This window comes from Streptomyces sp. NPDC056452 (assembly GCF_042796085.1).
Taxonomy (GTDB): domain Bacteria; phylum Actinomycetota; class Actinomycetes; order Streptomycetales; family Streptomycetaceae; genus Streptomyces.
Window position 1 is genome coordinate 42,920 of sequence record NZ_JBHTRI010000028.1, and the last position, 12,932, is coordinate 55,851.

Sequence of the window (12,932 nt, forward strand, 5' to 3'; positions counted from 1 at the left end):
GGACGACCAGGAATTGGAGGCCTCCGCTCGGCCCTGAGCGGGGTCGTCCGCAGCCTCGACGGGTCCCCTGGCGCATTGGGGAGGCTGTCCGCGACGTCTCGGTCAACCGCTGGGGGGCGGGCTCGCACGTGCCCACCCCAACCCTCAGCAAACTGCCTCTGACCTGGCCATTCTCAAAGATTCGCGTAGCGTGGAGAGTCCTGCCGGGCACCAGAGGAGGGGGACTCCGTGAGTGGGACAGCCGGCGGATACGACGCCACGAACATCACTGTCCTGGAGGGACGTGAAGCCATTCGGAAGAGGCCTGGGATGTACGTCGGCTCGACCGGCATACGCGGCCTGCACCAGCTGTTGTTCGAAGTCATCGGTCGGTCGGTGAACGACGTACTGGCCTGCGGAGGCGGCTGTGTCGACGTCACCCTCACACACGACGGCGGCGTCCGTGTCACCGACGACGGTCCAGGCGTCCCCGTCGAAGCGGCCGGAGACACCAGCAGCGCTTGCCTCGAAACCCTCCTGACCCGCACGCACCCCGGGGCCGGGCCCGGCAACCGCCACACCGCGAGCTGGAGTGTCTACGGCATGGGCCCATGTGTCACCAATGCCCTGTCGAGCCGCCTCATGGCCGAGGTACGGCGCGGGCATACGCTCTGGGTCCAGGAGTACAAACACGGCGCCGCCGTCGCCCCGCCCGCAGCCACGGGACCGGCGACCGGCGGTGGGACCTCCATCGCCTTCTGGCCCGATGCCGGCATCTTCGACACGACCGATTACTCGTTCGGCGTGCTGGCCAAGCGCTTCCGGGAAGTGGCCCTGTTGAACCGGGGCCTGAGCATCTCACTGACCGACGAACGCCCACCGGGCGGAGTCCGTTCAGTGCAATTCCAGTACCCCGACGGACCAAGGGATTTCGTCGCCTTCCTCGACGCCGAAACCGGGGCGCACGTTACCCCGGACATCATCGCCTTCGATCGGGACGACGCGCGGATGGCGGGAACTGTGGAGGTGGCCCTGAACTGGTGCGGCCGGCGCGAGGAAGGGGTCCGTTCCTTCGCCAACAGTGTGCCCACCCCTGAGGGCGGCACGCACGCGGACGGATTCCGCACAGGGGTGACAGCTGCCGTCAATACACATGCGCGTCAGCGAGGGCTGCTGACGACAGCGGATCCCGACCTGACCACCGACCAAGTCAGTAGGGGCGTGACAGCGGTGGTCTCGGTAAAACTGGACAGCCCCGAATACGAGGGCGCCACCCGCGGCAGACTCGGCGGCGCCACCGTGCACGACTGCGTCGAGCAGGCCGTACGGGAGCACCTCGGCACATGGCTGGCCCGACACCCGGAACAGGCCGCTGCCATCATCGACCGCATCGTCCAAGAAGCGTCTCGGAACTGACCTGTGGCGGACCGTCTCCGCGGGCCCGACCGGCAACGGGCCCGCGAAGGCGGTCCGCAGGTGTTCACGGCGTGGGAAGCGTGATCCTCAGTGGAGACCTCAAGCGTTCGCTTCCACCGGCCGGTGTCATCGGCGCCCAGCCGGATACCGCGGACCCCTCAGCCCCTCGGGACTACGAGACAGCAGGATCACGTCCGTTCGCTAAGGTCTGCGGCCATGACTGAGAACACAGCCGAAGCATGGCCGGAGCCTCCACTTGCCGGCACCGAGGCAGAAGCGATCCTCGGCGCCCTTGAACGCCAGCGGGCAACGCTGGCCTGGAAGTGCTCCGGCCTGGATGCGTCAGGGCTTCAAGCCACGGTCGGCGCATCGACCATCACTCTGGGCGGCCTACTCAAACACCTGGCGCACGTGGAAGACAGCCACTTCGCCCGGCTGTGGCTCGCCTCTGCCGCCGGCCCTCCCTGGGACACCGTCGACTGGGAAAGCACTCCCGACTGGGACTACCGCTCTGCTGCCGAGGACACCCCCGAGCGGCTGCTCGCGCTCTGGCAGGAATCAGTTGCCCGCTCCCGTGCGATCGTTGACAAGGCACTCGGCGCGGGCGGCCTGGACCAGCTCGGTGCCTACACCACCCGAAGCGGCGAGCGCCCCAATCTCCGTCGTATCCTCCTGGACCTCATCGAGGAGTACGCCCGCCACGCGGGCCACGCCGACCTCATCCGCGAATCCGTCGACGGCCTCACGGGCGAGGACCCACCGAGGTGAATCGCTTCCACGACGCAGCCGACGTTGAGCAGGGGGAGACCGTGAACCGACCGCTGCTGTTCCTCGATGTGGACGGGCCGCTCAACCCCTATGCGGCCAAGCCGGAGAAGCGTCCCGACGGCTACACCACACTCAGGGTGCCCCGAGACAGCGGGACCCCAATGGAACACGGACGACTCTCGTTCCAGCGGCGGCCCCTGCGGGTCTGGCTCAACCCTGAGCACGGGCCGGCCTTGCTTCGGCTCGACTACGAGCTGTGCTGGGCCACCACATGGATGGACAACGCCAACCGGTGGATAGCGCCGGTGCTCGGTCTTCCCGAACTCCCCTTCGTCGACTTCGGCGACGCCCTGCTCCAGGAACGCCCTGACGGGGTCCACTGGAAGACTGCTCCGCTGGTCGACTACGCCAACAGCCGCCCCTTCGCCTGGGTGGACGACGAGCAGAGCGGTCTCGACGACGTGTACGTCACCGCCCACCATCGGGCTCCTGGGCTTCTGCACCATGTCAACCCCCGAATCGGTCTGCGCGAGGACGACTTCGGAAGGCTTGCTGATTTCGCTCGGTCGCTGGACACCCCTCAAGACATGGGTTAGCACGTCACCACTCCGTCAGACAGCTCTGCGCACGCCCGCGAACATTGCGGAACAAGCATTGGTGGCGGAATGTCCGGCACCCGCGTGGTCACTCGATCTCGAGGGGCCCGATGCCCAGATCCTTACGCATGAGAAGACGCATCTGAGCCATGGCCTTGCGCCGCCGCACTATCAGGGGTGCTTCCTCGGCGGATCCGACAGTCATCCCCTGGGCATAGGCGTCACGTATGGTCCGCCAGCTGTGAAACGCCTCATTCCCTGCCGCCACGACCTGGGGCGGACCCACGAGCCAGAGGCGCTCACTTGCCGTGTAGATCCCGGTGCCACGGAAGGCTTCCCGCACGGCGGCATCACGCGCGGAGTCGGACATGTGATCGCCCAAGGCAACGGCGCGTATCTCTTCACCTGCGGTTTTGAGGGCGGAAACGAACTCGCTGTAGACCTCGCGCCGTACCTCCAGCGCGTGCCTGGCTTCCTCCCGCCGCCACCGGTTACGATCCGCGATCAAAGTGGCCGAGATGCCGATGACGGCACCGACCAGTGTGGAGAGCAGAGGCATCCAGTTCATGTGCCGCAGCTTGTCTGACCCCGTCCGCCGGCACCAGTGGTTTCGCTGCGGACGCAGCACAGCCTGGCGAAGCCCCTCAGTGCGGGAAGCGGCGGGGCGGACGGGTCACTATGGATTCTCGGAACTCAGCAATCCGCGAGTGGACTTGGCGCATCAGGTGCGTGTCCTCAATCCGATCCAGGTACAGGCAGCGGTCTGCCAGGCCCGGGAGGTCGAAGGCGAAGTACAGGGACATCAGCGGGTTCACGAACAACTCGCTGCCCCGGGTGCGGTCAGTGAACCGGACATCGCCGAACGAGCCGCGTACGGCTGCCGCGATGGAACCGTTCACGATACTGGGATGCTCGGGGGTGTGGTGCTGAGCGTGAGCCACCGCGTCGAGATAGAGAGCCCCCTCACGCGTGGCGCGCGGTATCGAGAACGCGCCGAGGTACGCGCCGTCGCGGTCCAACGCGGCGATGTTCTCCAAGACCTGCACGTGGTTCACTCCGTGGTAAGCGTCCACACCGAAGCCGACCGACACGACGAGCCGGGTCGGTATCTCGTCCAGGGCGGCCAGCGCCGCCACGCTCGTCAGGTCCTCCTCCGGAGTCCCGAGCCCGGCTTCGTCACCGCGCATCAGGATGTCCGTACCGCCGTCCACCAACACCACAGCGTCGATTCCGTGCAACGCGATCAGGGCCTCGTAGGCGGCACGCAGGGGACGCACCCCGGTCTGGGGGAAGGCGTACACGGTGGAGGGGTAGCCGTGCTGACGCAGCCACTGAGAGAGGGTCCGTTCCGGGAAATAGCTCTGGTGCAGACCCGAGTCGGGTGTGACAGCGGCCAGATCGGGAGCGACCCAGTCTTCGAGCGGGAGACCGGCCAGTGCGCTGAACGAAAGGTTCGCGAGATGCACCTGCTTGCCTTGGTGCAGGAGGGAGAGAGCCAGTGGCAGGCCGGAGTAGATGTCGAAGCCGCCGCCCGCACCCGCGACAAGGATCCGTTCGGCATCGGCGAGCCGGGTGAAGAGTGGGTTGGAGTGGAGGAGCGTCATGACGATCATTGTCCGGGGCCCTGTCCCCGAGCGCTCCCCATTTCTCAACCTGTCGACATAGCCACCTGAGCAACCGGAATCAGGCTGGGCGAGCGAGCAGTGACGGGTTGTTGTTCAGAACGTCCAGCAGCGCGATGGCCACCCGGCGAAACGAGCCCGCCGGGCCGGCAATCAGCCCTCCGTTCGGACGGGGCGCCGGACACCGGGACGCCGGGAACCGGTCGTACAGGCCGTGAACTTCCCAGCGCCCGGCGTCCCGCAGTGTCAGTTCAGTGCGACGGGAGGCGGCGTGCCGTAGAAGGTGAGCGGCGGCCAGCCCTTGGACTGGGCCAGCGCGGACAGCGCCTGGGCCACCTCCAGGGGTGTGATGTCCTGAGCGGACGGATAGCCGTTCGGCTTGTCGACGCGCACCTTGAAGGACATGTCCATCATCAGGTCGCTCTCGGCCATGTTCGCGTCCGCACGGAACTCGGTTCCGTCCATGAACTCGACCGTCGCTGTCGCCGTCGTCTCGTCCGTCTCCGCGGCCTCGGCCGTTGTGGTGGACGCGAACACGGCCCCCGCCGCGGCTGTCCCCGAGTACCCCAGCAGCTTGCGTCTCGATATGTCCGACATGGCCCCTCCTCCTGTCGATCTCCCGGGCGTCCGGGAGCCAGAATCGATCATAGGAACGAGAAACCCGTTTCGAAGGGACATCGCGGTCTTTGCCACCATCCGGCAGCCGCGGACGACCTCGATCCTCACCGACGGCAGGTCCTTGAGAACGCCCCTGCCAGGACGGGGAGTTCGCGGTACCCGGTAGGTCGCGGGGTGCTGGCACCCACGGCGCCCGGGGTGTCCGGCAGGCGCCCAGGACGCGTCGGCGGTGGGCCGGATGCCGAGCGGATGGGACGCGTCGCACGCGAACACCGGGTCGGACAGGCGCTGCAGGCCGTGCTCGATGATGTCGGGCTTGGCGTCGCGCTCCGGGACCGGGGACTCCCCGGTGCGCGGAAAGCGATCCTGCGTGATCGTTCGCAGGGCGCGCGTCCCCTCTCCCCCGCCCCCGTTCTCCTACGCGTTCTGAATCGCGTTCACCAGTCCGGCAACGAGGTTCGCCCTCTCCGTCATGGCGTCGATCACCAGGTACTCGTGGTCCGCGTGGGCTCCTCCCCCGACTGCGCCGAGGCCGTCGAGTGTCGGAACCCCCAGTGCGGCGGTGAAGTTGCCGTCGCTTCCGCCTCCGACCGACATGCCGGCGATGCCGGGAAGGAGCCGCTGCGCCACGGCAAAGAGCTCGGTCGATGCCGACTCGGGCATCGGGGGTCGGCCGACAGCTCCCTGAACCGAGATCTCCGCCTCGTCCAGATGCGGAGCCAGTGCTGCGAACGCGGATTCGATGCGTTCCTTCTCGTCGGCCGACTCGACCCGTACGTCGACGACGACGGTCGCCTCTGCGGGAACGACGTTGTCCAGGGTTCCTGCGGAGGCGACGGTCGGGGTGACCGTCGTGCCGATTTCGGGTCGGCCGAGGGCCGCGATGTCCAGCACCTGGTGTGCTGCCTCGATCAGGGCGTTGACTCCGGCCGCGGGCTCGAGGCCTGCGTGCGACGCCCGGCCCGTCACGGAGACCTGGAACGTGCCGCAGCCCTTGCGGCCGGTCTTCAGGCCTCCCCCGTCGGCGGCGCCTTCGACGACAAGGACAGCGCCGCAAGCCAGCGCTCGTTCCTCGATGAGGGCCCGGGAGGAGTGGGAGCCGACCTCTTCGTCGGCGGTCACCAGGATCTCGACGCCTGACTTGTCGTCGAGCGTCGCCACGCCGTGAACGGCCTGCACCAGACCGCCGAGCATGTCAAAGACCCCGGGCCCGGTCGCATGCCCGTCCTGGACCATGAAGGGGCGGCGTTCAAGGGTGCCGAGCGGAAACACCGTGTCGTGGTGACCGAGGATCAGGACCTTCGGATCGCCGCCGGCCGACCAGTGGACGTGCGGCCCCGCCGCGCTCTCGACGAGGACGGCATGGCCACCGAGGCGGCTCTCGAGGACCGCGGCGACAGCTTTGGCCGATGCCCGCAGGGCGTCGGCATCGCGCGACGGCGACTCGATCTCGACGAGTGTCCTGAGGTCCTCGATCATCGCGTCGACGTTCGCGTCGACGGTCTGGTGCATGGTCATTTCGCAAGGCTACTGGTGAGCCGGCTGTCGACCGGGCCCGGGTGGTGACGGCGGGCCCACCAGGAGGGCATGTGTCGGGCGGCGGGCCTGCCTCGGCTCCCGCGAGGTCAGCCCAGGTGCTGCGGGAAGCAGGTGGCCGCTGCGGTCCCGACCATGACGCGGGCCGCAGGGTCAGCGGGTTCGGAACGCTCTCCCCCAACCAGTGGCGAGTCGCCGCGCACCGAAGCATTCGGGCCGGTTCCTGGGGCAGGACTGCCCCTGCCCCAGGAACCGGCAGTGCCGTCGAGGTCAGCTCACGCTGGTGATGGCCTTCCAGCCGGTGCCGATCTTGACACCGGATCCGACGCCGCCGGTGCCGTTGCCGGCGTACCGGTAGAGGTCGCCGGTGGTCGTGCGGCCGAGGATGTCGTCCTTGCCGTCACCGGTGAGGTCGCCGATGCCGACGAAGTCGGCCATGCCGCCCCAGCCGGAGCCGATCTTGGCGCCGGATCCGATGGTTCCGGTGCCGCTTCCGTAGTAGCGGTAGAGGTCGCCGGTCGTGGTTCGGGCGAGGATGTCGCCGACCTTGTCGCCGTTGAGGTCCCCGGCACCGACGATGGTCAGGGACTTCCAGCTGGTGCCGACCCTGCCCACGCGGGTGAGGGTGCCGGTCTTCGTCCCGGTGAACAGGTACAGGTCCCCCGAGGAGATCTGACGGGCAATCAGGTCGGGGATGCCGTCACGGTTGAAGTCTCCGGAGTAGGCGAAGCCGTCGAAGGCGTTCCAGCCGGAGCCCAGTGACAGGGATGGGGACTCGGGAGTGACGGGGAAGCCGCACTGGGCGGTGTGACGGTGCATCTGGCCGCTGCTGTCGCGCACGAGCGTGTCGTTGCAGCCGTCCCCGTTGAGGTCCCCGAACGGGACGAGCGTGGACGTGGTGGGCCAGGTGCCGCCCTCGATCTTCGCGGAGACGGTCTGGGACGCGTTGCCCTTGTAGATGAGCAGACCGCCGGTGGACGTCCGCGCATACAGGTCGGGGAACCCGTCCGCGCCGACGTAGTCACGGCGTGCGGCGGGGGCCGGGGTGGGCGGCGGTGTGGTCGGCAGCCCGGTACCTGCGGTCCACAGCTGCTCGTCCTGGGCCCAGACGGCGGTGGCGTTGCCGTCGGGGGCTACCGAGACGGCACCGGCCGCGTAGCCGGACGGGGCCTTGCTCAGTTCGGTGGCGGTGGTCCAGACACCGTTGTCACGGGCGGCGGTGAAGAAGACCCGGGAGCCCTCCTCGGCTGTCGCGTCGTCCTGTGCCCAGCCCACCTGGACGGTGCCGTCGGCGCCGATGTTCGCGTCGAACTGCTCGGGCACGTACCCGCTGGACAGCGTCTTGACCACGGACCAGGCGCCGGTCGCCGCCGAGCGGGTGGAGGTGCGGACGCCGATGGCGCTGGCGCTGGCGCTGTAGTCGATCCAGACGAGGGTGACGTCACCGTTCGGTCCGACCAGCGTGGACCCGAGCTGGGCGGAGGACGCGGACGGGATGGTGTGGAGTGCACCCCACTGGCCGCTGCCGGCGGGCCGCACCGCCGAGACGATGTCGGGTTCGCCGGCACCTTCCCTGTGCGCCACCCATGCGACGGCAGTGGTCCCGTCAGGCCCCGAGGACAGGACCGGGGCACCGCCTTCATAGGGTGCGGAGACCGCGCTGGGGGCCGTCCAACCGGTGGCGCCGGCCGCCTTGCTGACGGTGTTCACCGTCATGCCTTCGGCAACGTTGTCGGCCCAGGCGACCGTGATGGTGCCGTCGGCGGCCACTGCGGCCTGCGGCCAGTACGCGTCCGCGGCCACCAGCACGGCGGGCGCCGACCAGGCGCCGTTCGTGCCCGAGCGCTCGGAGACGTACAGCAGACTGTTGCGTCCCTCGCTCTTGCGCCACACAGCCACACTCGTGCCGGAAGGCCTGCCGGCGAAGACCAGTTCGCCGATGGCGGCGGCTGACGCGATGTCCACCGGAGCGGACAAGGACGCCGCCCCCTTGGCGAGGGTGGCCGTGCGGATGGTGGAACTGCTCTCCGTGGCATTCACCCACGTGACGGTGGCCGAACCGTCGGACGACGGCACCAGCGTGACCCCCTCCCGCCCCTCGGGCAGGGTGTCCAGGACCTGGGCAGGTCCCCACACGGCGCTCCCGGCGGAGCGGACCGCGACCCGCAGCTCCAGCTGCCGGGTGGTGGCGATCGTGCGGTACCAGACGGCGACCGTGGTGCCGTCGGTCGTCGTCTGCACGTCGACGACCTCTGCGATGTCCGCCGCGTCGGTGAATGCCGTCGGCACGCTCCACGGCCCGGACTGATCCGCCGCCGCCACGGACGCGGTCGCCAGGACCGTGGTGGCGGTGGTCCCCAGGCCGACAACCCCCAGGGTCAGCGTGGGCACCAATGCGGCGGTGATGAATCTGCTGCTCTTGCGCAACGCGGGTCCTCCCCCTCGTACATGTGTGCGTGAGATTAGCCGACCCGCGAAGTGCCCCAGCAGGCACCTCCGGCTAATGATGATCTTCAGGGCGGAGCAGTGCGGGCAGCTTCGAAGGTTGCCAACCGGCACCCGGCGCCCACCTGTTCACTGCACCCCGCGGGGCCGGAACTGGATGCTGATACGTCCACCCGCGGCCCGCGCGGATTTCGGGATGGAGTGCTCCCAGGTCCGCTGACAGGAACCGCCCATCACGATCAGATCGCCGTGCCCGAGGGGGCGCCGGACGACATCACCACCGCGGCGCGGGCGCAGCAGCAGGTCGCGGGGCGCCCCCACGGACAGGATGGCGACCATGGTGTCCTCGCTCGCCCCCCGGCCGATGCGGTCGCCGTGCCAGGCCACACTGTCGCGCCCGTCGCGGTAGTGACACAGTCCGGCTGTCGTAAAGGGTTCACCGAGCTCAGCGGCGTAGTGCGCGGAGAGTGCCTGGCGCGCTTCATCGAGGACGGGGTGCGGCAGCGGCTCGCCGGACCGGTAGAAGGCGAGCAGGCGCGGGACGTCGACGAGCCGCTCGTACATCTGCCGCCGCTCGGCCTTCCAGGGAACATCCGTGGCCAGCTGTTCGAAAAGGACGTCTGCGCCACCCAGCCAGCCGGGCAGCAGGTCGATCCAGGCACCGTCGCCGAGTCCGGTCCTGCGCAGCCCGTCCAGCGGACGGAGGCGCACGTCTTCACTCTGATCGAACAGGGACCCCTGGACTTGATGCGATGCCATGCTTCCAGAGTACCTCGTAATCGAACACATGAACCATTATCGTGGGCTCTACGAATCTGCCGACGACCGACCTGCCTGCTCGTGACCAGGCACTCACGATCCGAGTGCCGGCCGGGCGCGTAGGGTGCCTGGATGATCGGGACACCAGAGGCGTTCTCGCGGAGCACCATCGCGCGCGAAGGAGAACCCGGAGCGGCGTGGCTCGCCGTCCTGCCCACCGTCGTCGACGAGTTGCTCGCACGCTGGGAGTGCGTGCAGGACGGCGAGGTGATGCACGGGGGCGTCGGGATCATCGTTCCCGTGCTGCGGCGGGACGGCGGGACCGCCGTGTTGAAGGTGTCCTTCCCCCACCCCGGCAACGTCCACGAGCCGGACGCGTTCGCGGCCTGGGGCGGGCGCGGAGCCGTACTGCTGCACGAACGGCATGACGAGTCCTTCGCCATGCTGCTGGAGCGGGTCCGGGCATCGACCCTCGCGGAGGTCGAGGACGACGACGAGGTGGTGACGGTCGCCGGAAGGATCAACCATCGGCTGGCGGTCCCCGCGCCGCCCGGCCTGCCCCGGCTGCGGGAGCAGGCCGAATCCTGGGAGGAGGGGCTGCGCAAGGATGCCGAGGAGCTGACGCACACGATGTCGCCCTACGTGGTGGACGCGGCAGTGGCGACCGTCCGGGAACTGGGCCGGGTCCAGCCCGACACCGTCGTACACGGCGACCTGCACGGCGGGAACATCCTGCGCGCCGACCGTGAGCCGTGGCTGGCGGTCGATCCCAAGGGGTACGCGGGAGATCCCGCCTACGACGGCGGCACACTGCTCAAATCGCGCGCACTCACCATGCTCGGAGCGGACGACCTGCGCCGGGCAGTCCACCGCGCTCTCGACGTCTTCGCCGAGGCCGCGGAACTCGATCGCGTACGCGTCCGGCGATGGGCTCAATTTCATGCCGTCCAGGCCGCGTTCTGGGGCCGGCGACACGGATTCCGCAGGGCCCGCAGCGGGCCACGACTGGACTGGCTCACCAAGTTCGCCGACCACCTGGCGACACTGCTCGCGGAGCGCGGACAGGGCTCGTCGCCCGGCTGACACGGGGGCGGCCGGTGACTGAGCCGTGCGCGGCACTCCGGCGGAACAGGCCTCGTGAAGGGTGTGCCCGCAGCCTTGCCCGTACGGCGTACCGGCCGGCGTGAGCAGGGTGCCCACGCCGGCCGGCCGAGGGCCAGGACGCCGGATCAAGCGGTGGCGCAGGCGGTCCCGCTGAGCTTGAACCCGGTCGCGGCGGAGTTGGTCGTGCCCCGGGCGGCGTTGAAGCCGACCGTGACCGAACCGCCGGCGGGTATAGCGGACGTGTACGAGGCGGGGACCACAGTCACCGCGCCGCCGTTCTGCGTGACGGACCCGCCCCAGGCGTGGCTCACGGTCTGGCCGTCGGCGAACGAGAAGGCCAGCGTCCAGCCGTTGATCGCGGTGGCGGCGGTGTTGCGGATGATGATCTCGCCCTGGAAGCCACCGGGCCAGTCACCGACGACTCGGTAGCCGACGGAGCAGCCCGCTCCGGGTGTGCCGGTCCCCTCGTCGGTGACGACAGCCACCGTCGCCGAGCGGGCCGAGCGGTTCCCGGCCGCGTCCCGGGCGTAGACGGCAAAGGTGTACGCCGTTTCGGCGGTGAGGCCGCTCACCGTGACGCTGTTGGTCGCGGAAGCGGCGACCGTGGTCTCGGATCCGCCGCTGACACGGACGACGTCGTAGCCCGCGACGCCGACGTTGTCGGTGGCGGCCGTCCAGCTGAGGGTGGCGGATGTGGCCGTCACGGCCGAGGCGCTCGGGGTGCCGGGGGCTCCCGGGGCCTGGGTGTCGCCCGGTTCACCGCCGCCGAAGACGGTCGCCTCCCGGGACGTCTGGGCGATGCCGTTCACGCCGTTGAAGATGCGCTCGCCCCAGGTGCTGAGCCGGGTGGGGTCGAAGTCGATCGTCAGGTCGAGGATCGGGTCGGTGTTGCCGCTCCAGGACCAGGCCAGGTAGCCGAGCTTGAGCTGCTGGGCGGTGGCCATCATCGTGTTCTCGTCCGGGTCACCGTACTGGTCGGCGGGTCCCCCGAACTCGCCGATCAGGATCGGCAGGCCGGCGTTCACGAACGCGTTCAGGTAGTCGGTGACCTTGTCTGCGGTGTTGTAGACGCTGTACATGTGGATCGAGAAGATCAGGTTGCCGGTGGGGTCCGCGTCGTAGACAGTCTGGGCGTTGGCACGCATGACGCCCTGCCAGTCCTGGCCCCAGTTCGGCGCGTCCACCATGATCGTGTGCTCGAACCCGGCGCTGCGCAGCTTCTTGACGGCCGAGGTGGTGGGCGCGGTCCAGCCCTCGGGGTTGGTGTTGCCCCAGGGCTCGTTGCCGATGTTGATGATGACGTAGTTCTCTTCACCGGTGAGCACGCTCTTCAGGCCGAGCCAGTAATCGGCGGCGTGGTCGAGCGTTCCTGCCGCGGAGTCCTCGCCGTAACCGGTGGTGTCGTGCACCTCCAGCACACAGATCAGCCGGTTCGCCTTGCACTGGCCGACGATGCTCGCAACGTCCTCCGGGCTGTTCTTGCTCCAGCGGTGTCCGTCGGAGAGAACCACGCGGACCGTGTTGGCGCCCGTGGCCTTGATGTCGGCCAGCGACTGCGTCTCGCCGGGGTACCAGGTGTGGGCGTGATTGACGCCGCGCATGACGAAGTCGTTGCCGTTGGCCTCGAGCAGACGGCCGTCGCTGATATGGAGGCCGGTGGCGAGCGCGCCGGCCTCGTGGGCCTGCGCCCGGGGCTGGGCGGCGGCCGGGCCCGGGATCCCGACAACGACAAGCCCGAGTAAGGCTGCCAGAGCGGTCAGCAGAACGGTGACCGGGCTCTTGCGTTTCGTACTTCCAGTTGTTCTCACTACGACTCCAGAGGATGAGCGCCAGGAAACATCAGCCAGGAAGGTGGGAGCGCTCCCATAAAGCCATCATGCCAGGGGCACGTCAAGACGTCGCGCACGCTCCGACCCGTGAACGACCGTCATGCAGGCGCCGATCCGGCGTACGCGAAACGGATGACGAGGACATCACCCGGCAAATCCCGCCGGCCGGGGGCGGGCGAGGTGGGCGAGGCGGGCGAGGCGGGCGCGCGGACTTCCCGACCGCACACCCGCCCCCCGGCACCCGGCACCCGGCACCCGGC

Annotated in this window: 11 protein-coding genes; 4 read left to right on the forward strand and 7 right to left on the reverse strand. The window is 69.0% G+C overall.

Going from position 1 to position 12,932, the window contains the following annotated elements:
• The first annotated feature begins 228 nt into the window (after positions 1-228).
• From ACFQ6X_RS25415 to ACFQ6X_RS25425, 3 genes are all read left to right on the forward strand, one after another.
• Complete coding sequence (locus tag ACFQ6X_RS25415; protein WP_383184667.1) at positions 229-1,395, forward strand: DNA gyrase subunit B; 1,167 nt, start codon at positions 229-231, stop codon at positions 1,393-1,395.
• Between the two features lie 216 nt (positions 1,396-1,611).
• Complete coding sequence (locus ACFQ6X_RS25420; RefSeq protein WP_383184668.1) at positions 1,612-2,163, forward strand: DinB family protein; 552 nt, start codon at positions 1,612-1,614, stop codon at positions 2,161-2,163.
• Between the two features lie 41 nt (positions 2,164-2,204).
• Positions 2,205-2,759: a hypothetical protein gene (locus ACFQ6X_RS25425; protein WP_383184669.1), complete on the forward strand. Its 555-nt coding sequence runs from the start codon at positions 2,205-2,207 to the stop codon at positions 2,757-2,759.
• A gap of 88 nt (positions 2,760-2,847) precedes the next feature.
• Here ACFQ6X_RS25425 and ACFQ6X_RS25430 read toward each other — a convergent pair whose 3' ends face one another.
• From ACFQ6X_RS25430 to ACFQ6X_RS25455, 6 genes are all read right to left on the reverse strand, one after another.
• Positions 2,848-3,327, reverse strand: coding sequence for a hypothetical protein (locus ACFQ6X_RS25430; RefSeq protein ID WP_383184670.1), 480 nt, complete (start codon positions 3,325-3,327; stop codon positions 2,848-2,850).
• A 76-nt stretch (positions 3,328-3,403) separates the two neighbouring features.
• Positions 3,404-4,363 carry a DUF1152 domain-containing protein gene (locus ACFQ6X_RS25435; protein ID WP_383184671.1) on the reverse strand — a complete coding sequence of 320 codons (960 nt, stop codon included), beginning with the start codon at positions 4,361-4,363 and terminating at the stop codon, positions 3,404-3,406.
• A 264-nt stretch (positions 4,364-4,627) separates the two neighbouring features.
• Positions 4,628-4,978 (reverse strand): hypothetical protein, encoded by a 351-nt coding sequence (locus tag ACFQ6X_RS25440; RefSeq protein ID WP_383184672.1) that lies wholly within the window; start codon positions 4,976-4,978, stop codon positions 4,628-4,630.
• Positions 4,979-5,416: 438 nt separating this feature from the next.
• Positions 5,417-6,517 (reverse strand): M20 family metallopeptidase, encoded by a 1,101-nt coding sequence (locus ACFQ6X_RS25445; protein WP_383184673.1) that lies wholly within the window; start codon positions 6,515-6,517, stop codon positions 5,417-5,419.
• Between the two features lie 288 nt (positions 6,518-6,805).
• Positions 6,806-8,962 (reverse strand): FG-GAP repeat domain-containing protein, encoded by a 2,157-nt coding sequence (locus ACFQ6X_RS25450; protein WP_383184674.1) that lies wholly within the window; start codon positions 8,960-8,962, stop codon positions 6,806-6,808.
• 147 nt (positions 8,963-9,109) lie between these two features.
• On the reverse strand, positions 9,110-9,739 hold the full coding sequence (locus ACFQ6X_RS25455; RefSeq protein WP_383184675.1) for an alpha-ketoglutarate-dependent dioxygenase AlkB: 630 nt from the start codon (positions 9,737-9,739) through the stop codon (positions 9,110-9,112).
• Between the two features lie 132 nt (positions 9,740-9,871).
• Here ACFQ6X_RS25455 and ACFQ6X_RS25460 point away from each other — a divergent pair, with 132 nt between their 5' ends.
• Complete coding sequence (locus tag ACFQ6X_RS25460) at positions 9,872-10,822, forward strand: aminoglycoside phosphotransferase family protein (protein WP_383184676.1); 951 nt, start codon at positions 9,872-9,874, stop codon at positions 10,820-10,822.
• Positions 10,823-10,968: 146 nt separating this feature from the next.
• Here ACFQ6X_RS25460 and ACFQ6X_RS25465 read toward each other — a convergent pair whose 3' ends face one another.
• Entirely contained in the window at positions 10,969-12,651 is a 1,683-nt protein-coding gene (locus tag ACFQ6X_RS25465) for a cellulase family glycosylhydrolase (RefSeq protein ID WP_383184677.1), read from the reverse strand.
• Positions 12,652-12,932 lie beyond the last annotated feature (281 nt).

What these genes read in the sequence shown, in the direction of transcription:
- ACFQ6X_RS25420 (WP_383184668.1), top strand. Translation starts at nt 1,612, where the DNA reads ATGACTGAGAACACAGCCGAAGCATGGCCGGAGCCTCCACTTGCCGGC.
- ACFQ6X_RS25430 (WP_383184670.1), bottom strand. Translation starts at nt 3,327, where the DNA reads ATGAACTGGATGCCTCTGCTCTCCACACTGGTCGGTGCCGTCATCGGC.
- ACFQ6X_RS25435 (WP_383184671.1), bottom strand. Translation starts at nt 4,363, where the DNA reads ATGACGCTCCTCCACTCCAACCCACTCTTCACCCGGCTCGCCGATGCC.
- ACFQ6X_RS25440 (WP_383184672.1), bottom strand. Translation starts at nt 4,978, where the DNA reads ATGTCGGACATATCGAGACGCAAGCTGCTGGGGTACTCGGGGACAGCC.
- ACFQ6X_RS25445 (WP_383184673.1), bottom strand. Translation starts at nt 6,517, where the DNA reads ATGACCATGCACCAGACCGTCGACGCGAACGTCGACGCGATGATCGAG.
- ACFQ6X_RS25455 (WP_383184675.1), bottom strand. Translation starts at nt 9,739, where the DNA reads ATGGCATCGCATCAAGTCCAGGGGTCCCTGTTCGATCAGAGTGAAGAC.
- ACFQ6X_RS25460 (WP_383184676.1), top strand. Translation starts at nt 9,872, where the DNA reads ATGATCGGGACACCAGAGGCGTTCTCGCGGAGCACCATCGCGCGCGAA.